At 65.9% G+C, this 20,303-nt stretch carries 19 protein-coding genes and 1 tRNA gene; 17 read left to right on the top strand and 3 right to left on the bottom strand.

The genetic code is table 11. From position 1 onward, the window contains the following. Nucleotides 1-338: 338 nt before the first annotated feature. The 9 genes from HNP98_RS15495 (at nt 339) to HNP98_RS15455 (ending at nt 10,222) form a co-directional block, all read left to right on the top strand. A complete protein-coding gene (locus tag HNP98_RS15495; RefSeq protein ID WP_394368142.1) occupies nt 339-893 on the top strand; it encodes a TIGR04282 family arsenosugar biosynthesis glycosyltransferase in 555 nt (184 codons plus the stop codon). 110 nt (nt 894-1,003) lie between these two features. Further along, nucleotides 1,004-4,051 carry a TonB-dependent receptor gene (locus tag HNP98_RS15490; RefSeq protein ID WP_173811069.1) on the top strand — a complete coding sequence of 1,016 codons (3,048 nt, stop codon included), beginning with the start codon at nt 1,004-1,006 and terminating at the stop codon, nt 4,049-4,051. Nucleotides 4,052-4,122: 71 nt separating this feature from the next. Further along, nucleotides 4,123-5,352, top strand: coding sequence for an ABC transporter substrate-binding protein (locus HNP98_RS15485; protein WP_173811068.1), 1,230 nt, complete (start codon nt 4,123-4,125; stop codon nt 5,350-5,352). Continuing rightward, entirely contained in the window at nt 5,327-6,181 is an 855-nt protein-coding gene (locus HNP98_RS15480; RefSeq protein WP_173811067.1) for an ABC transporter permease subunit, read from the top strand. Before HNP98_RS15485 ends, HNP98_RS15480 begins: the two co-directional genes overlap by 26 nt. Next, nucleotides 6,171-6,977 (top strand): ABC transporter permease, encoded by an 807-nt coding sequence (locus tag HNP98_RS15475; protein ID WP_173811066.1) that lies wholly within the window; start codon nt 6,171-6,173, stop codon nt 6,975-6,977. Before HNP98_RS15480 ends, HNP98_RS15475 begins: the two co-directional genes overlap by 11 nt. Nucleotides 6,978-7,014: 37 nt before the next feature. Continuing rightward, on the top strand, nt 7,015-7,635 hold the full coding sequence (locus HNP98_RS15470) for a hypothetical protein (RefSeq protein WP_173811065.1): 621 nt from the start codon (nt 7,015-7,017) through the stop codon (nt 7,633-7,635). Beyond that, entirely contained in the window at nt 7,628-8,281 is a 654-nt protein-coding gene (locus HNP98_RS15465; RefSeq protein ID WP_173811064.1) for a hypothetical protein, read from the top strand. The genes HNP98_RS15470 and HNP98_RS15465 overlap by 8 nt, the downstream gene beginning before the upstream one ends. A gap of 100 nt (nt 8,282-8,381) precedes the next feature. Further along, nucleotides 8,382-9,113 carry an ABC transporter ATP-binding protein gene (locus HNP98_RS15460; RefSeq protein ID WP_246275157.1) on the top strand — a complete coding sequence of 244 codons (732 nt, stop codon included), beginning with the start codon at nt 8,382-8,384 and terminating at the stop codon, nt 9,111-9,113. Between the two features lie 161 nt (nt 9,114-9,274). Then, nucleotides 9,275-10,222 carry a radical SAM protein gene (locus HNP98_RS15455; RefSeq protein WP_173811063.1) on the top strand — a complete coding sequence of 316 codons (948 nt, stop codon included), beginning with the start codon at nt 9,275-9,277 and terminating at the stop codon, nt 10,220-10,222. Nucleotides 10,223-10,480: 258 nt separating this feature from the next. Here the strand turns inward: HNP98_RS15455 and HNP98_RS15450 are convergent. Further along, a tRNA-Glu gene (locus HNP98_RS15450) sits at nt 10,481-10,552 on the bottom strand. A gap of 265 nt (nt 10,553-10,817) precedes the next feature. On the opposite strand from HNP98_RS15450, the gene gap reads away from it, so the two are divergent. The 4 genes from gap (at nt 10,818) to HNP98_RS15430 (ending at nt 13,690) form a co-directional block, all read left to right on the top strand. Continuing rightward, a complete protein-coding gene (gap, locus tag HNP98_RS15445) occupies nt 10,818-11,825 on the top strand; it encodes a type I glyceraldehyde-3-phosphate dehydrogenase (protein WP_173811062.1) in 1,008 nt (335 codons plus the stop codon). A gap of 88 nt (nt 11,826-11,913) precedes the next feature. Then, nucleotides 11,914-12,786 (top strand): diacylglycerol/lipid kinase family protein, encoded by an 873-nt coding sequence (locus HNP98_RS15440; protein WP_173811061.1) that lies wholly within the window; start codon nt 11,914-11,916, stop codon nt 12,784-12,786. A gap of 87 nt (nt 12,787-12,873) precedes the next feature. Continuing rightward, nucleotides 12,874-13,215: a translation initiation factor gene (locus HNP98_RS15435; protein WP_173811060.1), complete on the top strand. Its 342-nt coding sequence runs from the start codon at nt 12,874-12,876 to the stop codon at nt 13,213-13,215. A 61-nt stretch (nt 13,216-13,276) separates the two neighbouring features. Next, on the top strand, nt 13,277-13,690 hold the full coding sequence (locus HNP98_RS15430) for a DUF1622 domain-containing protein (protein WP_317171123.1): 414 nt from the start codon (nt 13,277-13,279) through the stop codon (nt 13,688-13,690). On the opposite strand, the gene kdsB is transcribed toward HNP98_RS15430, so the two are convergent. Then, complete coding sequence (gene kdsB, locus HNP98_RS15425) at nt 13,687-14,439, bottom strand: 3-deoxy-manno-octulosonate cytidylyltransferase (protein WP_173811059.1); 753 nt, start codon at nt 14,437-14,439, stop codon at nt 13,687-13,689. The two genes, HNP98_RS15430 and kdsB, sit on opposite strands and share 4 nt — an antisense overlap. 167 nt (nt 14,440-14,606) lie before the next feature. Here kdsB and HNP98_RS15420 point away from each other — a divergent pair, with 167 nt between their 5' ends. The 3 genes from HNP98_RS15420 to HNP98_RS15410 all read left to right on the top strand — a co-directional run bounded on the left by HNP98_RS15420 (nt 14,607) and on the right by HNP98_RS15410 (nt 17,128). Then, complete coding sequence (locus HNP98_RS15420) at nt 14,607-15,632, top strand: LysM peptidoglycan-binding domain-containing protein (RefSeq protein WP_173811058.1); 1,026 nt, start codon at nt 14,607-14,609, stop codon at nt 15,630-15,632. 40 nt (nt 15,633-15,672) lie between these two features. After that, nucleotides 15,673-16,191 (top strand): hypothetical protein, encoded by a 519-nt coding sequence (locus tag HNP98_RS15415; protein WP_173811057.1) that lies wholly within the window; start codon nt 15,673-15,675, stop codon nt 16,189-16,191. A gap of 76 nt (nt 16,192-16,267) precedes the next feature. Then, a complete protein-coding gene (locus tag HNP98_RS15410) occupies nt 16,268-17,128 on the top strand; it encodes a TIGR02757 family protein (protein WP_173811056.1) in 861 nt (286 codons plus the stop codon). 190 nt (nt 17,129-17,318) lie between these two features. Here the strand turns inward: HNP98_RS15410 and HNP98_RS15405 are convergent, their stop codons facing one another. Continuing rightward, the gene (locus HNP98_RS15405) at nt 17,319-17,543 is read right to left on the bottom strand and encodes a hypothetical protein (RefSeq protein ID WP_173811055.1); all 225 of its coding nucleotides are present in this window, start codon (nt 17,541-17,543) and stop codon (nt 17,319-17,321) included. A 302-nt stretch (nt 17,544-17,845) separates the two neighbouring features. Between HNP98_RS15405 and HNP98_RS15400 the strand changes: the two genes are divergently transcribed. Further along, nucleotides 17,846-20,287: an endonuclease MutS2 gene (locus tag HNP98_RS15400; protein ID WP_173811054.1), complete on the top strand. Its 2,442-nt coding sequence runs from the start codon at nt 17,846-17,848 to the stop codon at nt 20,285-20,287. Nucleotides 20,288-20,303: the final 16 nt, after the last annotated feature.

Below are 20,303 nucleotides of genomic sequence, written 5' to 3'. Positions count from 1 at the left end.
ATTAATGGCCAGCTGCGACGCTAGGCCGCCCTGGCGGGTTGGCCGCCTGGCCAGGTGCTTGGCAACTGACGAGTCAAAGCCCCCGGTCGCAACCCCGGAAATGGAATTGTGGACGTAATATTAGCGTGCTTCGGCAGGTTCGGCTGTTACTGCCAGTGCCTGCGGTGCCGCCCGCCAACCCAACTGCTTTGCCTACCTCCCTGCCCACCAGCACCGTTGCCCTCCTGCTGTTCACCCGCTCGGCGGGGCAGGAGGCCACGCACAAGCGGTTCAGGAGCCACGGCCTGCGCACGGGCAACGCGGCCATCGCGGCCCAGCTCATCGGCCACGCCACGGCCGTGGCCCGCCAGGTCGGCGTGGACTTCATCTGCGTCGACTCGTCGCGGCAAACCGGCAATACGTTTGGCGAGCGGCTGAGCGGGGCCCTGCAACAGGCCTTTGCCAGCGGCTACGCGCAGCTGCTGGTTATCGGCAACGACTGCCCGCAGCTCGACGCCGCCCGCCTGCGCCGGGCCCTCGCGGCCCTGGCCCGCACCGGCGCGGTGCTCGGCCCCGCCACCGATGGCGGCGTGTACCTGCTGGGCGTAGCGCGGGCGCACTTTGAGGCGCGGGCCTGGGCCGCGCTGCCCTGGCAGACCGCGACGCTCGGCCGGGCCCTGGCCCGCCAGCTGCGCACCAGCGGCGCTGCCGTGGGATGGCTGCCCGAGCTGGCCGACATCGACAACGAGCAGGACCTGGCCCACGCGCTGCGGCAGGCCCTGCCCTGGGCGTTGCGTCGCGCCCTGCGGCGGCTGCGCCGCGGGCCAGCCGCCGCCGCCCCCAAGAACCCTGCCCCGGCCGACCGCCCCGGGGCGGCCCCGGCCCAGCCGCGCCGCGGGCCCCCGGCTTACTGAAAAACTACGGGTTGTTTGCCCACCCAACTGCTAAGTGCCGCTTCGACGAAGCGCGCGGAGCGGCCGGGCCGGCCGACGTATTCTTTTTTCAGCTTGCCTCACTTTTTCGCATGAAAAAGCTCTTCTCCCTCGTTGCCTTTTTATTCCTGCTTGTTGGGTTTCAGCCCCGCGCCTTTGCCCAGGTCGACCTGGTGGTGTCGGTGCAGGACAACGCCCGCAAGCCCGTGGTGGGCCTGCCCGTGCACCTCGACAACGCCGCCATTGGCTTCAGCACCGAGCAGCCCACCGATGCCCAGGGCAAGGCCCGCTTCCGGGGCCTGAGCACGGCCGGCAGCTACGCCGTGAGCACCACCGTGAGCGACCAGTACCAGGCCGTGCGCGAAGCCAACCTCGTGCTGCGCGCCAACTCCAGCCCCAGCGTGACGCTGGTGCTGCCCAGCGTGAGCACCCAGGCGCTGGAAGGCGTGGTGGTGCGGGCCCCCAACAACGCCACCACCGTCAACACCCAGAACGCGGAGGTGGCCTCGCAGCTCTCGGCGCGCGAGCTGCGCGAGCTTCCGATCGAGGCCCGCGACATCACCCGGGCCCTGTACCGGCTGCCCAACGTGACGCTGGCCACGGGCTTCTTTTCGGAAGCGCCCAACGTGAGCATCAACGGGGCCAACGGGCTGTATACCAACTACCTGATCGACGGGCTCGACAACAACGAGAACTTCCTGGGCGGGCAGCGCTTCGCCATTCCGGTGGGCTTTGCCCAAAACGTGAGCGTGCTCACCAACAATTTCTCCACCGAGTTCGGCAACTCGGCCAACGGCATCGTGAACGTGACCACCAAGTCGGGCTCCAACAACCTGACGGCAGAGGCGTTCTACCTGACCCGGCCGGGGCCCTCGATCGACGGCAAGACGGATTTTCCGCAGCGCGACCTCTCGGGCAACCAGGTGCAAAACGGCTTCCAGCGCCAGCAGTTCGGCTTTGCCGTGGGCGGGGCCCTGGTGAAAGACAAGACGTTTTTCTACGTGGACGCCGAGCAGACCTTCGACACCAAGGACAACGCGCTGACCTCGCCCGAGCTGGGCGTGGCCGCCACCGTGCGGGGCCGCAACCGCTTCACCTACCTCTCGGGCAAGCTCGACCAGCGCTGGAGCGAGCGGTTCCGCTCGTCGCTGCGGGCCAACGTGGGCATCGTGAACATCGAGCGCCAGGGCGGCGGGCTCGACGGCGGCGTGGCCTTTCCCTCGACCGGCAACCAGCAGGACCGCAACTCCGTCGAAATCGCCTCGCAGAACGTGTACGTGGGCCGGCGCGTCACCTCCGAAACCGACGTGCAGTACGCCCGCTTCCGCTGGAACTACGCCGGGGCCTTCAACCCCAACAGCCCCGACGTGACGGTGCTCGACCCCGCCGGCCAGGCCGTGGCCGTGCTCGGCCACCCCGGCTACCTGTTCGACTCGCACCAGAGCACCGTCCAGGCCCAGCAGAAATTCACGCTCCAAAGCGGCCGCAGCACGTTCAAAGGGGGCCTGGGCATCATCAGCACGGTGCACTCGCTCTACGGCGGCGGCAACCCCAACGGCAGCTACAATGTGTCGCTGAGCCAGGCGCAGCTCGACGCGCTGCGGGCCCGCAACCTTGGTGCGGACCTGAGCATCAACGATATTCCGGCCAACGTGCAGGTGAACAGCTACAGCGTGGAGCTGCGCCCGCAGTCTTTCGGGGCCACCCAAAACCTGTACAACATCTACCTCGAAGACCTCTACGCCGTGACCGACCGCCTGAACGTGACCCTGGGCGTGCGCTACGACTACGACAACCTCTCGAAGGGCGGGGCCGCGCACGGCGACCGCAACAACGTGGCCCCGCGGGCCAATTTCAACTACCGCCTCACCGACCGCAGCAGCCTGCGCGGCGGCTACGGCCTCTTCTACGACAAGATTCTGTACACCGTGTACAGCGATGCCTTGCAGCAGAATACGACCTCGGCCGACTACAAAACCGAGCTGCGCGAGCTGGTGCGCCTGGGGGCCCTGCCCGCCGGCACGGACGTGGACCGCATCACCTTCGACGGCAACCTGAGCGGCAGCGCCCGCAACGTGGCCTACCTGCAAGGGCCCTCGGGCGCAACCCTGCAAAACCAGCGCGCCGGGGTGCCCGGCTACGAACGCCGCATCCTGAACCCCAACGGCTACCAGAACCCCTATTCGCACCAGTCCACGCTGGGCTACCAGTACCAGGTGAGCCGCAAATCCCTGTTCTACGTAGACGTGATGTACAACCGCTCCTACGACCTGTTCCGGCTGCGCAACGTGAACGCCGCGTCGGAATACCCGCAGAACGACCCCAACAACGTGGTGGTGCGCACCCCCGCCCAGGCCGATGCCTCCCGGCCGGTGCCGATTCAGGCCGACGGCAGCGCCGTCATCGGCGGGCAAACGGTGGCGGGCGCGGCCCGCAACATCGTCGAAACCGAGTCGGCGGGCCGTTCGCGCTATATGGCCGCTAGCTTCAACATTCAACAAGATGAATCCCATTTTGAAGATGGCTTTGTGTACAGCTATCGCGTGTCCTACACGCTCTCGAACCTGAAAAACGACACCGAGGACGTGAACTTCCGCGCCGCCGACGCGAACAACTATGGGGCGGAATTCGCTAATTCCATCAACGACCGCACGCACGTCATCAACGCCATCGGCAGCTATTATCCCAGCCGGAGCCTGCGCTTTACCCTGGCCGCGCTGCTACAGAGCGGCCAGCCCATCAACCGCGTGGCGGGGGCCTACCCTATCCCCGGCGTGCTCAATCCCGACGGCACCCAGGCCTTCACCAACGACCTGAACGGGGGCGGCAACACCTTCAGCACCACCTACCAGGGCAACACCAACCGCTACCCCGGCGAGGGCCGCAACTCCGACCGCCTGCCCTGGTCGAAAACGTTCGACGTGGGCGCGCAGTACACCCTGCACCTGGGCGAGGGCCCGAGCCGCGTGGAGCTGACGGCCGACGTGTTCAACGTGCTCAACACCCAGAACCTGAGCGGCTACGCCAACAACGCCACCCAGAGCAACCAGATTCAGGTGGGCCCGGCGGGCTCGGGTATCGTGCGGCGCAACGCCAGCGCCCCGCGCCAGTTCCAGTTCGGGCTGCGCTACGCGCTGTAAACGCTGAGAGGCCGTCCTGCTCATCTGGCGGCCACGCCGTGAGGCATGACGGCCTTTTGCATACTTTTTCTATGAAAAAAATATCCTTCTTGCTCCTGACCGCCGCGGCCCTGCTCAGCGGCTGCGGCTCCGCGTCGAACAAAGCGCACACCCCGCAGCAGACCCTGGCCCAGACCTGGCCGCAAATCGAAGCCGCCGGCCGCGGCCAGCCGGTGAGCATGCAGATGTGGATGGGCGACCCGCTCATCAACCAGTACATGAGCACCTACGTGAAGCCCGAAGTAAAGCGCCGCTTCGGCGTCGATTTGCAGATTTCGGCGGCCCAGGGCGCGGGCCTGGCCCAGACGCTGGCTGCCGAAAAGGAGGCCGGCCAGCCCAGCCAGGCCGACCTGGTCTGGATAAACGGCGAAACGTTTTACCAGCTCCGGCAGGTGGATGCGCTGCTCGGCCCCTTCGTGGAGAAGCTGCCCAACGCCCGGCTGCTGGATTTGCAGAACCCCTTCATTAACACCGACTTCCAGCAGCCCATTGCCGGTATGGAGTGCCCCTGGGGTAACGTGCAGATGACGTTCATCTACGATTCGGCGCGGGTGCCCAACCCGCCCCGCTCGTTTGCCGCGCTGCCGGCTTTTGTAAAGGCCCACCCCGGCCAGTTCACCATCCCCAACGAGTTTACGGGCATGACCCTGCTCAAATCGTGGATGATAGCCCTGTCGGGCGACCCCAAGCTGTTTCAGGGCAAGTTTGACGAGGCCGTGTACAAGAAGTGGTCGGGTGAGCTCTGGAAGCAGATTAACGCCAGCCGGCCCTACTTCTGGAAGCAGGGCCAGACGTTTCCGGAGCAGCTCGCGCCGCTGCACCAGCTGTTTGCCAATGGCGAGGTGGCCTTCACGTTCTCCAACAACGACGCCGAGGTCGATAACAAGGTGAACCAGGGCGTATTTCCAGCCACGGCCCGCGCCTACGTGCCCCTGCCGGGCACCATCCAGAACTCGCACTACCTGGGCGTGGTGCAGGGCAGCCAGCACCCCGAGGCCGCCCTGCTGGTCATCAACTTCCTTATTTCGCCCGAGGCACAGCTCAAAAAAATGGACCCCAACGTGTGGGGCGACCATACCGTGCTGGACTTGGCGGCCCTGCCGGCGGCCCAGCGCCAGCAGTTCGAGCAGCTGCCCTCGCGGCGCTATGCGCCGCGGCGGGCCAGCATCCAGGGCCTCGCCCTGCTGGAGCCCGACCCGGAATACATGACCCGGCTGTTCAAAGATTTCCGCACCTATGTTATCGAAGCCCCGGTCCAGTAAGCTGCTGCTAGGCCTGTATGGCCTGCTGGTGGCCGGTCTGCCACTGGCCGGGCTATGCTATGCTTTGCTGGGTAGCCTGGGCCTGGTGGGGCCGCTGGCGGCGGGCTTCACCGGCCGCTACTGGCGGGCGCTGGGCACCGATACCGGGCTGCTGCAAGCGGCCCTGTTCAGCCTGTGGGTGGCGGGGGCCTCGCTGGCGCTGGCCGGGGGCCTGGCGCTGGCGCTGGTGCTGGGCGCGCAGGCCACGCTGCGGCGGCGGCCGCTGCCCACGCTGCTCTACGTGCCGCTGCTCATGCCCGCGCTGGTGATGGGCTTCTACCTGTTTCAGCTGCTGAGTGGGGCCGGCTGGCTGTCGCGCCTCAGCTTCGGGCTGGGGCTCACGCCCGGCGTCGAGGGCTTTCCCGAGCTGGTGCAGGATGCGGCGGGCGTGGGCATTATCATGGCGCACGTGCTGCTGCTGTTCCCGTTTTTCACGCTGCTGTTTCAGGCCATTTACCAAGAAAGCCGGCTGGCCGACTACTACCAGCTGGCCCAGACGCTGGGGGCGCGCCCCGGCCAGTTTCGATGGCGGGTGGCCGTGCCGGTGCTGCTGCGCCGGGCGGCCCCCACGCTGCTGCTCAGCGGCATTGCCACGCTCGGGGCCTACGATATTCCGCTGCTGCTGGGCCGGCCCTACCCCCAGATGCTGAGCGTGTACATCGCCACCCGCTTGCAGCGCTTCGACTTGCGCGAGCTGCCGGCGGCCTACCTGGCGGGCTTCCTGGTGGCCGTGGGCCTGCTGGGGCTGATTCTGGTACTCACCCGCCTCACCCGCCGCCATGCGCTCTAAGCCGCTCACGGGCACCTCACCCCCCCGCTCCGCCCGCTCCATCTTCCTCACCGCCGCCCTGGTGCTGCTCTTTGCGCTACCCTTTGTGCTGCTGGCCCTGCTGGCGGTGGCCCCGGCGTGGCGCTTCCCGGCCGCGCTGCCGGCCGCCTACTCGCTGCGGGCGCTGCGCGACCTGCTGGCCGCCGATAACGAGCTGCTGGCCGGCCTGGGCCGCAGCGTGCTGCTGGCCAGCGTGGTAGCTAGTGTGGCCACGGCCAGCGGCTTCTGGCTGGCGCGGGCCATCGCGCGCGCGGCGCGGCCGGGCCGCTGGGAAGCCCTCAGCTACCTGCCCTACGCCCTGCCGCCGGTGCTGCTGGCGGTGCTCATTCAGCCCTTTATTATCCGGCTGCGGCTGTCGGGCTCGGTGGGCGGGGTGCTGCTGGGGCTGCTGCTGATTGCCGTGCCCTTTGCCACGCTGCTGCTGCGCAGCTTCTGGACGCAGCAGGCCCGCGAGTACGAGCAGCTGGCCCGTACCCTGGGCTGCACGCCCCGGCAGGCGCTGTGGCAGGTGCTGCTGCCGCTGGCCTGGCCGCTGCTGCGCACGGCGCTGTTTCAGACCTTTCTGCTGGCCTGGTTCGATTTTGGCCTAACTAACTTATTGAGCGTGGGCAAGGTGCGCACGCTTACCGTGCAGGTGTTTACGTACGTGGGCGAGGCCAATGCGCAGCTGGCGGCCGTGGCCTCGCTGCTGCTGCTGCTACCCCCGGCGCTGCTGCTGTGGGCCAATAAGCGCGCTTTGCTGCGCAAGGCTGACTGAGGGCTTTTGCCCGTATATCCCCTTAATTCCCGCGCCCATGCTCCAAGCTTTGCTTATTTCCAACGGCCTCCAGGGGCTCGAAAAATACTACGTCTCCAGCGAACAGGTGCAGTACACTACCTGCCTCATCACCAAGGACTTCGACCCCGACCTGCGGCCCTACGACCTGCTGGTGGTGCCCAACGGCTCCGACCACGTGGCCCTGCTCAAAATCAAGGATAAGGTGCGGGATTTTCTGGCGGCGGGCCGGGCGCTGGTGTGCTGCGACGGCTTTTTTACGGCCTGGGTGCCCGGCAACCAGTGGGTGATGGACAACGCGCGCCGCACTCAGGACGTGCGCTACGCCCCCGGCACCGACCGCCACGGCCTGCTCGCGGGCCTCGACCTCGACCAGCTCAACTTCTCGCACGGTATGAGCGGCTGGTGGGCCTGCGGCTACATCGAGGCCGCGCCCGGCGCCGACGTGCTGCTGGCCGATACCTGGCAGCGCCCCATCGTGGTGCTCGACGAGGTGAGCACGCCCGGCCGGATGCTGCTCACGGCCAGCGGCCCGCTGGCCGACGTCAGCCGCGCCGGCCAGCCTGATAGCGCCCTGGTGGGGCTGTACCGCCATTTTATTCACCTGCTTTCCACTTCCACCGTTCCCGCTCATGGCTAAGATAGGCTTGATTTTCAACGGCGTATGGTCGCACTACGCCCTGGCCACCGCGCCCAAGTACCGCGACTTGTACCGCCTGCTGTACATCCACGACCTCGATGCCGACGCCGTGCGCGACCTCGACGCGCTGGCCATTCCGTTTCAGTCGAACCAGGCGGTGCTGACTGAGAAGCAGGTCATTATCTACGACTTTCTGGCGGCGGGTAAAAAGGTGTTTCTCGAAGGCGACTCCTCCACGGCCTGGCTCGATGCGCAGTGGGAAGACCGCCCGGTGAACAACTACTGGTGGGTGACGGACCCCACCAGCCCGCCCGTGTCGGCCACCGATTACGACCACCCCGTGTACCAGGGCCTCACGCCGCGCCAGGCCTGCTGGCACACCCACGGCGTGTATACCCGGGTGCCGGCCGCGGCCGAAATCATCCAGACCAACGCCGCCGGCGACGTCATTACCTGGCAAACCCGGCAGTATGGCGGCACCCTGCTGGCCACCACTCTCGACCCGCTCGTGGAGCACGGCGTGCAGCAAATCACGCACCTCGACCACTACGTGGACCGCCTCACCGAATGGCTCAGCGGCGTGCGCCCCGCGCCCGACCGCCTCACCATTGACGCGGCCGCTTACGGAGTGGGGGCCCGGCTATGAGCCCGCGCCCGCCCCGGGCTGGCGGTTGCTTTTCGCGCTGTTTCGTTAGTCGGGAATTAAAAGGCGGCCCGCCCCGTACCCTGCTCACCCCGCTTTCCTTATGCTGCTAACCGTTTCCCATCTTTCCAAAGCCTTCGGCGACCAGCCGGTGCTGCGCGACATCAGCTGCGGGCTGGCGGCCGGGCAGGTGCTGGCCGTGCTGGGCCGCTCGGGCGGGGGCAAAACCACCCTGCTCAAAATTCTGGCCGGCCTCGAAACCCCCGATGCCGGCGCGGTGCTGCTTGAGGGCCACGACCTGCTGCCGGTGCCGCCCAACGAGCGCCAGATGGTGTACCTCTACCAGGAGCCCCTGCTGTTTCCGCACCTTACGGTGTTCGAAAACGTGGCTTTTGGCCTGCGCATCCGCCGGGTAGCCAAGGCCGAAACGACCCAGCGCGTGCGCGAAATGCTGGCCGAGCTCGACCTGGGGGCCCACGCCCAAAAGGGCCCGCACCAGCTCTCGGGCGGGCAGCGGCAGCGGGTGTCGTTTGGGCGGGCCCTCATTATCCGGCCCCGCCTGCTGCTGCTCGATGAGCCGTTTGGCAACCTCGACGCCCAAACCCGCGCCGACATGCAGCAGCTGTTTCTGCGCGTGAGCCGCCAGCACCAGATTACCTCCCTCTTCGTGACCCACGACAGCCGCGAGGCCCTCACCGTGGGCACCCATTTTGGCTACCTCGACCAGGGCACGCTCACCAGCTTTCCCAGCGTGCGCGAGTTCATCCAGGACCCGCGCACCAGCATCGCCGCCGAGCTGGCTTTTTGGGAATCCGTGCAGCAAACAGGGCACTAGCGAAAATTTAGGAACGTCATGCTGAACGCAGGGAAGTGTCTCTATCGCATAAGTAACTCTAAGCGTTGGTGTTACGCTCGTGATAGAGATGCTTCGGCAAGCTCGTGGTAGAGATGCTTCGGCAAGCTCAGCATGACGTTCACATTGTCATTACATAATTTATGAAAACCGATTTCAACCACTGCGAGTCCGTCTATTGGGTGTTCACCCAGCTCTGCAACGACAAGTGCGACCATTGCTACAATAGCTCCGGGCCGCAGGGCACGCGCATCAGCGCCCAGGACTGCCTGCGCATCGTGCGCAACCTGCCCGACCGGGTAGACCGCCTCATCCTGTCGGGCGGCGAGCCCATCGCCGACCGCGCCAAGCTCTACCTCATCCTCGACTCCATCCAGGAGAAATACCAGGGCCGTACCCAGGTGATGCTGCAAACCAACGGCGACCTGCTGACCCCCGAAATTCTTGATTTGCTGATTGCCAAGGGTGTCACCCGCTTCGACATCGCCAGCATTGACCGCTACCACAAGCTGGCCGGCGCGCGCCTCATGACCCTGGCCGACCTCTTCGAAAGCCGCGGCGTGAACGGTGACGACCACGACCCGCTCATCGAAAAAGACCACATGCTGGTCGAGGGTCATCGCCTGAGCTGGGGCTACTGGGGCGCGTCCGAAGACATGTGGCTGGGCGGCAACTGGGCCCGGGGCCGCGCCCTCGAAAAAGACATCTGGCTGCGCGACCCCAGCCACAATTTCTGCGCCATCCTGTCGGGGGCCCGCGGCTTTTTGGGCGGTACCGAGCTGCCCCAGGAAATCAGCATTCAGCTCTGGAAAATCAACCCCTGCTGCCCCGGCACCAAATTCCCGCTGGGCGACGCCCGCCGGGAAAAAGTGGCCGACGTGCTGCTGCGCGCCTCCCAATCCGAAATCATGCAGCGCCTCAACGAGGGCGACCCCTGGAAGATGGGCGAGTCTATCGGCGTGACCGAGGCCCACGCCCTGGCCCGCGGCCAGGCCCTCGAAAACGTGTGCCGCTGGTGCGACGAGTTTTTTGAGCAGCACCCGGAGGAAGGCCAGCTCTCAAATCCCACACCGGCGGAATCACTCCTTTAGCGCCCCCTCACCGGGTAGCGGCCCAATCGCCGAAACTAACCGCACTACTCAGCACACCCCACGAGACAGCCTAGAGCACCGCCGCCCGCACCGAATCGGTCAACAACGGGCGGTTTGTGTTCGTATGCCCACCCTAACCAACCGATTGAGAGTACACCCTGGTATGAGAAAAAACGGCCTTAAAACGGGCAACCGCACGTAATGCTTTACCCCCTGAATGAAAAATGCCGCCCTACATGCTGTAGAGCGGCATTTTAGTAGTCCGTAGGGGAATCGAACCCCTGTTGGTAGAATGAAAATCTACTGTCCTAACCCCTAGACGAACGGACCGTTTTTTGGTTTGGTGGTGCAAAGATACGGGCGTGGGTTTGCCGCGCAAGCAGTTGAGGCAAAAAAGATGCCGCGCTGGACGTAACCAGCGTGTTTTTCAGGAAGAAAAAATGCCAACGCAGTTGGGGAAGAGCTGCGTTTGGGCCGGTTGGGAAGCAATCTGCGCGGTGGCCGCGGCCGGGCCCCGGGCTTCCTGCTATCTTCGCCCCGCGTTTTACCAAGCCGCCGAAGGGGCGGCTTGCCACCTTTTTTTTACTTGCTACCCATGGCAAAAATTAAAGTCGCCATCAACGGCTTCGGCCGCATCGGCCGCCTCACGTTCAAAGCCCTGCTGGGCCGCGACAACGTAGAAATCGTCGCCATCAACGACCTGACCGACAACAAGACCCTCGCCCACCTGCTCAAGTACGACTCGGTGCACGGGCGCTTCGACGGGACGGTGAGCTACGACGACAACAGCCTGACCGTGAACGGCCAGCACATCGTGGCCCTGGCCGAGCGCGACCCCAAGCTGCTGCCCTGGGGTAAGATGGGCGTGGACATCGTGCTCGAAAGCACCGGCCGCTTCGTGGACGAGGCCGGCGCGGGCCAGCACCTCACCGCTGGTGCCAAAAAGGTGGTGATTTCGGCCCCTGCCACCGGCAACATCCCCACGGTGGTGCTGGGCGTGAACGAGGACACGCTGAACGGCAGCGAAACCATTATCTCCAACGCCAGCTGCACCACCAACTGCCTGGCCCCCATGGCCAAGGTGCTGAACGACACGTTTGGCATTGAGAAGGGCTACATCACCACGGTGCACGCCTACACCTCGGACCAGAACCTCCAGGACGCGCCCCACAAGGACCTGCGCCGCGCCCGCGCCGCCGCCTACAGCATCATCCCCACCAGCACCGGCGCCGCCAAAGCCGTGGGCCTGGTGCTGCCCGAGCTGAAAGGCAAGCTCGACGGCCTGGCCATGCGCGTGCCCGTGCCGGACGGCTCGATGACCGACCTGACCGTGATTTTGAAGCGCGAAGTGACCAAGCAGGAAATCAACGACGCGCTGAAAGCCGCCGCCGAGGGGCCCCTGAAGGGCATCATCGAGTACAACACCGACCCGATTGTGAGCATCGACATCGTGGGCAACCCCCACTCGTGCATCTTCGACTCGGAGCTGACCTCGGCCAACGGCACGCTGGCCAAGGTGATTGGCTGGTACGACAACGAAACCGGCTACTCGACCCGCACGGCCGATCTCATCCAGCAGCTGGGCGAGAAAATGACCGGCTAGGCCGCCCCGCCGCACTACCTGGGCCGCCCGTTTCCTTTGGGGAGCGGGCGGCTTTTTTTGGCGGCCTCCGCTTGGCCCGCTCCCCTTCATGCCCCCAACCTGCTTCATCTTCAACCCCACGGCCGGCCCCAGCCGCCGCCGCGACCTGCCCACGCTCGTGGCCCGGCACTTCGGGCCGCTGGCGGCCGATGACTACGTTATCCGCCCCACCGAGGGCCCCGGCCACGCCGTGGAGCTGGCCCGCGCCGCCGCCGCCGAGGGCTTCGCCGTGGTGGCGGCCGTGGGCGGCGACGGCACCGTGAACGAGGTGGGCCGGGGCCTGCTGGGCACGGCCGCTGCCCTGGGCATCGTGCCGCTGGGCTCGGGCAACGGCCTGGCCCGCCACCTGAAAGTGCCGCTGGGCCTAGCCGCCGCGCTGCGCCGGCTGGCGCAGCCCGCGTTTGGCCGCATCGACGTGGGCCGCATCAACAGCCGGCCGTTTTTTTGCACGGCCGGGCTGGGGTTCGACGCGCACGTGGCCGAGCACTTTGCCCTGGCCGGCACGCGGGGCCTGGGCACCTACCTGCGCGTGACGCTGCGCGAGTACCGCCGCTACCGGCCCGTGCCCGTGCGCGTGGAGCTGAACGGCCAGGTGCTGGCCACCGATTGCTACGTGCTGGCCTTCGCCAACGCCTCGCAGTACGGCAACGACGTGTACATCGCGCCCCGGGCCGACCTGCGCGACGGCCTGCTCGACGTGTGCCTCATCGACGCGCTGCCCGTGGGGCGGGCCTTCCGCGTGAGCCTGGCCATGGCCTTGGGCAACCTGCCCGAAACCAAGGCCGCCGATTACTACCAAACGGCGCGGGCCCGCATCACGGCGGCGGCCCCGCTGGGCTTCCACGTCGACGGCGACTACCTGGGCCGCACCACCGAATTTGCCGTAGAGCTGCTGCCCCTGGCCCTCGCCGTGGCCGTATGAATGGTTAGTAGTCGGTCGGGTCGCTTGAGTCGTTGACCAATCTGACTACCGACTACCCAATACCGACAATGCATTGACAATCGCGCCATGAAAAAAGATACCCGCGCCGGGGTGGTGTACTCCACCAACCCCGACTTCGCTTACCAGGCCACCGACCAAAATGCCGAGGCCGCCACGCTGCCGCCCCAGCAGCAGCAGCTGCGCGTGCAGCTCGACAAGAAGCAGCGCGGCGGCAAGCAGGTTACGCTCGTTACCGGCTTCGTGGGCCCCGACGCGGACCTGCAGACCTTGGCCAAGCTGCTGAAAACCAAGTGCGGCGGCGGCGGCAGCGCCAAGGACGGCGAAATTCTGGTGCAGGGCGACTTCCGCGAGAAAATTCTGGCCCTGCTGGTACAAGGAGGCTACAAGGCCAAAAAAATTGGCGGCTGATGCCAGCGCGTCGGTCCCAACCAGCCCTTTGATAAAAATTGTTTGGTCCCAAGTCTTGCCCGTGCCCCCTGAACCCGCCACTCTGTACGCCCAAGCCGAAACCCACGTCATCGGGGCGGTACAATGGCTAAAGTTGGGCGTGGAAATGGTGGGCGCGTCCATTATCGCGCTGGGCATTGCCGTGGCCGGCTGGTTGCTGTTGCGAGCCCTCTGGGCGCGGCGCACCACCGATTTCACCGCCATCCGGCTCACGTTGTCGCGCTACCTGGCCTTGGCCCTGGAATTTCAGTTGGGGGCCGACATTTTGTCCACGGCCATTGCGCCGAGCTGGGACCAAATTGGCCGGCTGGGGGCCATTGCCGTGATTCGCACCGCCCTGAATTTCTTCTTATCGAAAGAAATGCGGGAAGAACGCCGCTCAACCAAGGCCGCCGGGGACGAAGCCGGGGCCCCGCCCGCCCCGGCCGGCAATTAGCCCGCCGCCAGCCGCTGCCGGGCCCGGGCCACGTCCGCCGGCGTGTCGATGCCGAAGGCGTCGAGCGCGGTTTCGGCGCAGCGGATGGCGTAGCCGGCCTCCAGCCAGCGCAGCTGCTCCAGGCTTTCGGCCGCTTCGAGGGCCGACACGGGCAGCTGCGTGAGCTGCGCCAGCACCGCCGGGCGGTAAGCGTACAGGCCCAGGTGGCGCAGGTAGCGGTGGTGGGCCAGCCACTCGGCCGGCGGGTGCTGGCGCTGGTAGGGCAGGGGGTGGCGGCTGAAATACAGGGCCTCCTGGCGGTGGTTGAGCACCACTTTGGGCAGGTGCGGGCTGAACAGCTCCTCGGCGCTCACCACCGGCTTCACGAGCGTGGCAATGTCGGGGGCCGTGCGCTCGTCCTGAAAAAAAGCCACCAGCGCATCGATTTGGGCCGGGTGGATGAACGGCTCGTCGCCCTGGATGTTGACGATGCAGTGCACGTCGGGCGGGCTGCCCAGCCGCTGGAAGGCTTCGTAGAGGCGGTCGGTGCCGCTGGGGTGGTCGGGGCGGGTGAGCACGGCCTCGCCCCCGAAATCGAGCACGTGCCGCAAAATCCGCTCGTCGTCGGTGGCCACCACCACGCGGTCGAGGCGGGCCTGCCGGGCCTGCTGCACCACGCGGGCAATCATGCTGCGGCCGCCGAGGTCGAGGAGCGGCTTGCCGGGCAGGCGGGTGGAGGCGTAGCGGGCGGGGATGAGACCGAGGACCATGGGCGGGGCGAAACGCAAAAAGTTGGGGCCCCAAAGAACGCCCCTGGGGCCGGGGCGCGGGGGCCCCGGGGCGCAAGCTGGGCGTATTCTTCGTTATTTTGCCCGCGCCGGCCGCTGGCCGGTCCCCACGGCGGGGTTTGGAACGACTTTCGCAACGCCGATTTTATATGACTGGATTACTGTTACTACTGACGGCGGCCCTGCGCGGCCCCGCCCTGGGGCCCCCGGCCCTGGCCCCGGCCGATTCGATTGGGACGGAAATGCGCGGTGGCCAGCGCTTCGTGCGCCACCGCGTGACGCAGGGCGAAACCCTCTCGGCCCTCTCGCGCCGCTACCACGTCAGCCTGGGCCAGCTCGTCGGGGCCAACCCGCAAATCGTCAACGGCCTGGGCATTGGGCAGGTGGTGCTGGTGCCGCGCCCGGCGGGCAGCGGCCCGGCTCCGGCCCCGGCCGAGGCGGCCTCGGCCAAAGCCCCCGCCCCCGGAGCCAAAACGGCCGGCAAGTCGGCCGGGGCCGCCCCGGCCCCCAGCCGCTACACCGTGGCCAAGGGCGACAACCTCTACGCCATTGCCCGGCGCTTCCAGGTGGCCCCCGACGAGCTGATCAAGCTCAACAACTTGCCCGCCGATGGCCGCGTGCGCCTGGGTCAGCGGCTCCAGCTGCGGGCCGCCGGGGCAGTGGCCGCCACTTCCGCGCCGGCCGCTACTGCCCCGGTTGCCGTAGCGGCCCCGGTCGCCGCCGCCCCGCGCCCCGCCGAGCCAGAAACCGTGCCCACCCCGCTCCCCGCGGCCGACAAGCCGGCCCAGGTGGCCACGGTGACGCCCGCTTCCCCGATGGAGAAAGAGGTAGCGAAGGCCGAGAAAAAAGCGGCCGACCGGTCCGAGCGCTCCGCCGAGCGCAGCCCCACCCGCGCCAGCGAGCTGGTGCCGCGCGTGACGGAAAGCGGCATGGCCGCCACCATCGACAACAACGGCACCGACAAGTACCTGGCCCTGCACAAAACGGCCCCCGTGGGCACCATCATGCAGGTGAAAAACGCCATGAACGGGCAGTCGGTGTACGTGCGCGTCATCGGCAAGCTGCCCGACACCGGCGAGAACAACAACATCCTGGTGCGCCTCTCGCCCCGGGCCGTGCAGAAGCTGGGCACCGCCGACCAGCGCTTCCGCGTCGAAACCAGCTACGTGCCGTAGGGCCCCCGTCGGTTTGGCAAGCCCCGTGTTTCCCGTTGAAATGCCCGGTGTGCGGCTGACGGCCGGCGAGTACGTGGCCGTGAATTTCCGGCTGTGGTGGCACGCGGCCGCCACCCGGCGCAACCACTGGCTGCTGGGCCTGGCCCTGGCGCTGCTGGCCGCCAGCGCGGCGCTGCAACTGCGCGGCCGGGCCCCGGACGGGGCATTCGCGTGGTCGTCGCCGGTGCTGCTGGCCGTGGGCCTGGCCTACGGGGCCCTGCGGCCGCTGCTGGTGCGGCGGCTGCTGCGGCGCACGTACCGGCGCAGCGCGGCCATGCAGGTGCCCATCAGCTATGAGTTAACGGCTGCTGAAATTCGCGGCCACAGTGCGCTGGGGCACTTTGCCTTGCCGTGGGCGGCCCTGCGCCGCGCCGTGTGGGTGCGGCCCGACTGGCTGCTGCTTTACCCCACCGAGGCCGCCTGCTACTACCTCGACCTACGCCGCCTGCCCGCCGCGTACCCGGCCGACGAGTTGGCGGCGCTGCTAACCGGGCACCAGGTGCCGCAGGTGAAATCCTGAGCCGCCGGTCGGGCCGGGCGGCCAGCTTTTCACCGGCTGTCCGGTAATCGTTGAATCATTTTGTGGCCTTGCGCTTATGACTACCGTTCGCAAAGCCCTGGTGATTGTCGGGCAGCCGGCGAAAAGTTGGCCGCCCGACGCGGCCATCACCCCTCACTTATTCCTTATCGTGGCCCACCACCTGAAAAACCTGGCCCACCTGCGGCACCAGCTCGATGCCCAGTACGACCGCTACAACCGGCCGGAATTCATTAAGAACGACCCGATTCAAATTCCGCACCGCTTCACGCAGCGGCAGGACGTGGAAATTAGTGCGCTGTTTGCCGCGCTGCTGGCCTGGGGGCAGCGGCCGACCATCATCAACAAGTGCAACGAGCTGCTGCGCCGCATGGACGACGCGCCGTATCAGTTCGTAACCCAGCACCACGACGAGGACCTGAAGAAGCTGCTCGGCTTCTGCCACCGCACGTTCTGCGACACCGATTTGCTGTACTTCGTGCACTTCCTGCGCGATTGGTACGGCCAGCACGACACGCTGGAAACGGCGTTTCTGGTGGGGGCCACCCAGCGCGAGCGGCTCATTAACTTCCACCACCGCTTCTTCAGCCTGCCCGACGCGCCCGCCCGCACCCGCAAGCACGTGGCCACGCCGGCCCGCAAGTCGGCCTGCAAGCGCGTGAACATGTACCTGCGCTGGCTGGTGCGCCGCGACGACCGCGGCGTCGATTTTGGCCTCTGGACGCGCCTTTCCCCGGCGGATTTAATTATGCCCATTGACCTGCACGTCGAGCGCCAGGCCCGCCCCCTGGGTCTGCTCACCCGCAAGCTCGTGGACTGGGAAGCCGCCGAAGAACTGACAGCGAACCTACGCGAGTTGGACCCGCTGGACCCGGTGAAGTACGATTTTGCGCTGTTCGGGGCGGGGGTGGATAGGTAGCTTGCTATGCGCTGATTTTAGATTGATGCTTTTGAAATAGCAGCCTCAAGGCCCAAATATGTGTGATGTAGTAGACAGCGTAGTTTACAAAATTCAATGGATCTAATTGCAATCGGTGACGCGACGCCACAAAGTCGTATGCTGTCATTAGCGTGCTTGACATCACCAGCACCAATAATGTAATTCGAAGCTAATTCTTACCCAGCCGCACAGAATAATAGAACCATGTGATAAGGGCAACTCCAACAAAAAGCGATGCTGTAATCAGTGTTGTAGACTGAGTGGTTGGCGTATCCGGAACTATTTGGAGAAATTTACGAATGCCCCAAATTACGGAACTAATACAAAGTCCATAAAGCAAAATATTCGAAGCTTTTTCGGCGATTGTTTTGTCAATCTGTTTGATTTGTTTCACAAAAATGCTTGGAAGAGGGCGGTGTAAATGGCCAAAGGTAATGGCTTCAAAAAATGATTTTTGAAATCTGCTGGCGCGCATCTATGACGCGCTGCCAATTTGACATTGGACCTGTGGTTTGGGAAACAAAAATCCAGCGCAACTAGCCCGCGCCCGAACCGAACGAGATGCTCAATGTCACTCAGCAGTATGTCGTCGCCGCATGCCGACGCTGGGCCAATGTACCAAGCCGGCCTTCTTTGCGAAATCTTTCCCCCTTGCCTGCGGTTTATCTTCGTAGCTATATACCAACGCCTGCTTACTTGCTACTTCCCCAAAACTTCGAACACAAAATCGGCTTCGCCGCGCTGCGCCAGCGGCTCGAAGCCAACTGCTTATCGGCCCTGGGCCGCCAGTACGTGGCCAAGCTGGAGTTCCAGACCAAGGCCGAGCCGCTGCTGAAGCTGCTGCAACAAACCAACGAATTTGCCTTTTTGCTGCGCTCGGGGGCCGACTTTCCGGCCTCGCACTACTACGACCCGCAGGTGCACTTCAAGCGGGCGGCGCTGCCGGGGGCCTTCCTCGACGTGCCCGCGTTTTTTGAGGTGAAGATGAGCCTGCGCACCATCCGGCAGGCGCTGACTTTCTTCACCCAGGCCTCCGAGGGGCAGTACCCCACGCTGCGCCTGCTGGGCATCGGCGTGCAGGTGGACCGCAACCTGATGGCGGCGCTCGACAAGGTGGTGGACGACGAGGGCGCGGTGCGCGACGACGCGTCGCCGCTGCTGCGCCAGCTGCGCCAGGAGCTGATTGTGCGCCAGGGCCAGCTGCGCCGCCAGCTGGCGGGCATCCTGCGCCACGCCATCACGGAAGGGTGGGTGCCGGCGGGGGCCGAACCAACGATTCGCGGCGGGCGGTTGGTGCTGCCGGTAATTGCCGAGCACAAGCGCCGGGTGAAGGGTTTGATTCATGACGAGTCGGCCTCGGGCCAGACCGTCTATATCGAGCCGGCGGCCGTATTCGAGCTGAACAACGACATCAAGGACCTGGAGAATGCCTACCAGCGCGAGCTGGTGCGGATTCTGACGGCCCTCACCGACCAGCTGCGGCCCCACCTGCCCGACCTGCGCCGCGCCTACCAGTACCTGGGCCTGCTCGATTTCATCCGCGCCAAGGCCCGCCTGGCCGTGGAGCTCGACGGCCAACTGCCCCGCCTCGACCCCAAGCCGCTGCTGTGCTGGAAGCGCGTGCGCCACCCGCTGCTCACGCTGGCCTACGCCGAGCACAAGCGCCTCACCGGCGAAACCCGCGAGGTGGTGCCCCTCGACCTGGAGCTGAACCACGAGCAGCGCATGCTGGTGATTTCGGGCCCCAACGCCGGTGGTAAGTCGGTGACTTTGAAGACGGTGGGCTTGGTGCAGTACATGCTGCAACTGGGCCTGCTCATCCCCTGCGGCGACGAGTCGGAGGCCGGGGTATTCGACGATATTTTCCTGGACATTGGCGACGAGCAGAGCCTGGAAAACGACCTTTCGACCTACTCCTCGCACCTGCTGGCCATGAAGCAGTTCCTGCTGCTGGCGGGCAAAAAGAGCCTGGTGCTGATCGACGAATTCGGCACCGGCACCGAGCCCAGCCTGGGCGGGGCCATTGCCGAAGCCGTGCTGGAGCAGTTCAGCCGGGCGCGCACCTACGGCGTCATCACCACGCACTATACTAATCTTAAGAATTTTGCCGAGCGCACGCCGGGCTTCGTGAACGGGGCCATGCGCTACGACCCCGAGCGCCTCCAGCCCCTGTACCGCCTCGAAGTGGGCAAGCCGGGGTCCAGCTTCGCCATCGAAATTGCCCGCAAAATTGGCCTGCCCAAGGACCTGGTGGAGCGTGCCTCGCAGCTCGTGGGCAAGGATAAAATCCGTTACGACCAGCTGCTGGAGGGCCTGGAGCAGGAAAAAACCGAGCTGGAGCGCCACACCGCCGAGGCCGCCAAGCAGGAGCGCCGCCTTAAAAAGGCCGCCCAGGACTACGCCGACCTCAAGCAGCACATCGAGGACACGCGCCTCGAAACCCTGCGCGCCGCCAAGCAGGAGGCCAAGGCCCTGCTGCGCGACACCAACCAGCAGATCGAGGCCACGATCACCGAAATCCGCCGCGGCCAGGCCGACAAGGAAATCAACAAGCTGGCGCGCGAAAAGCTGGACAATTTCGTGCGGAAAGAGCTGCACATCGAGCCGCCGAAGGCCCGCGCCACCCGCGAGTTGGCCACCGTCGGCGGCCTGCAAGCCGGCGACAAAGTGGCCCTATTGGGCCAGGACGGCTACGGCGAGCTGGTGGGCGTGAAGGGCCAAACCGCCGAGGTGATGTTCGGGGGCCTCAAAACGCTGGTGAAGGTGAGCCAGCTGGAGAAGCTGGGCCGCGCCGAAATCCGCGACCGGGAGCAGGCCGCCAAGGCTAAAACCTCGCGCCTCAGCGGTGGGGGCCCCAGCGGCAACGGCGTCAACATCACCGACCGCATGGCCGGCTTCAGCCCCACGCTTGACCTGCGCGGCGAGCGGGCCGAAGACGCCCTCACCAAAACCATGAGCTTCGTGGACGACGCCGTGATGCTGGGCATGCCGGAAGTGAAATTCGTGCACGGCCGCGGCAACGGCGTGCTCCGCCAAGTGGTGCGCGACTACCTGCGCTCCGTGAAAGCCGTGGCCAGCGTGGCCGACGAGCACGCCGACCGCGGCGGCGACGGTGTGACGCTGGCGGTGCTGAAGTAATAGCAAGCGCTAATTT

The organism is Hymenobacter caeli, assembly GCF_013294115.1.
Taxonomy (GTDB): domain Bacteria; phylum Bacteroidota; class Bacteroidia; order Cytophagales; family Hymenobacteraceae; genus Hymenobacter; species Hymenobacter caeli.
This window is presented reverse-complemented; position numbering and strand designations above follow the sequence as displayed.

Coding starts and splice junctions, on each gene's coding strand:
- HNP98_RS15490 (WP_173811069.1), top strand. CDS start 1,004: ATGAAAAAGCTCTTCTCCCTCGTTGCCTTTTTATTCCTGCTTGTTGGG.
- HNP98_RS15485 (WP_173811068.1), top strand. CDS start 4,123: ATGAAAAAAATATCCTTCTTGCTCCTGACCGCCGCGGCCCTGCTCAGC.
- HNP98_RS15480 (WP_173811067.1), top strand. CDS start 5,327: ATGTTATCGAAGCCCCGGTCCAGTAAGCTGCTGCTAGGCCTGTATGGC.
- HNP98_RS15475 (WP_173811066.1), top strand. CDS start 6,171: ATGCGCTCTAAGCCGCTCACGGGCACCTCACCCCCCCGCTCCGCCCGC.
- HNP98_RS15470 (WP_173811065.1), top strand. CDS start 7,015: ATGCTCCAAGCTTTGCTTATTTCCAACGGCCTCCAGGGGCTCGAAAAA.
- HNP98_RS15465 (WP_173811064.1), top strand. CDS start 7,628: ATGGCTAAGATAGGCTTGATTTTCAACGGCGTATGGTCGCACTACGCC.
- HNP98_RS15460 (WP_246275157.1), top strand. CDS start 8,382: ATGCTGCTAACCGTTTCCCATCTTTCCAAAGCCTTCGGCGACCAGCCG.
- HNP98_RS15455 (WP_173811063.1), top strand. CDS start 9,275: ATGAAAACCGATTTCAACCACTGCGAGTCCGTCTATTGGGTGTTCACC.
- gap (WP_173811062.1), top strand. CDS start 10,818: ATGGCAAAAATTAAAGTCGCCATCAACGGCTTCGGCCGCATCGGCCGC.
- HNP98_RS15440 (WP_173811061.1), top strand. CDS start 11,914: ATGCCCCCAACCTGCTTCATCTTCAACCCCACGGCCGGCCCCAGCCGC.
- HNP98_RS15435 (WP_173811060.1), top strand. CDS start 12,874: ATGAAAAAAGATACCCGCGCCGGGGTGGTGTACTCCACCAACCCCGAC.
- kdsB (WP_173811059.1), bottom strand. CDS start 14,439: ATGGTCCTCGGTCTCATCCCCGCCCGCTACGCCTCCACCCGCCTGCCC.
- HNP98_RS15420 (WP_173811058.1), top strand. CDS start 14,607: ATGACTGGATTACTGTTACTACTGACGGCGGCCCTGCGCGGCCCCGCC.
- HNP98_RS15415 (WP_173811057.1), top strand. CDS start 15,673: ATGCCCGGTGTGCGGCTGACGGCCGGCGAGTACGTGGCCGTGAATTTC.
- HNP98_RS15410 (WP_173811056.1), top strand. CDS start 16,268: ATGACTACCGTTCGCAAAGCCCTGGTGATTGTCGGGCAGCCGGCGAAA.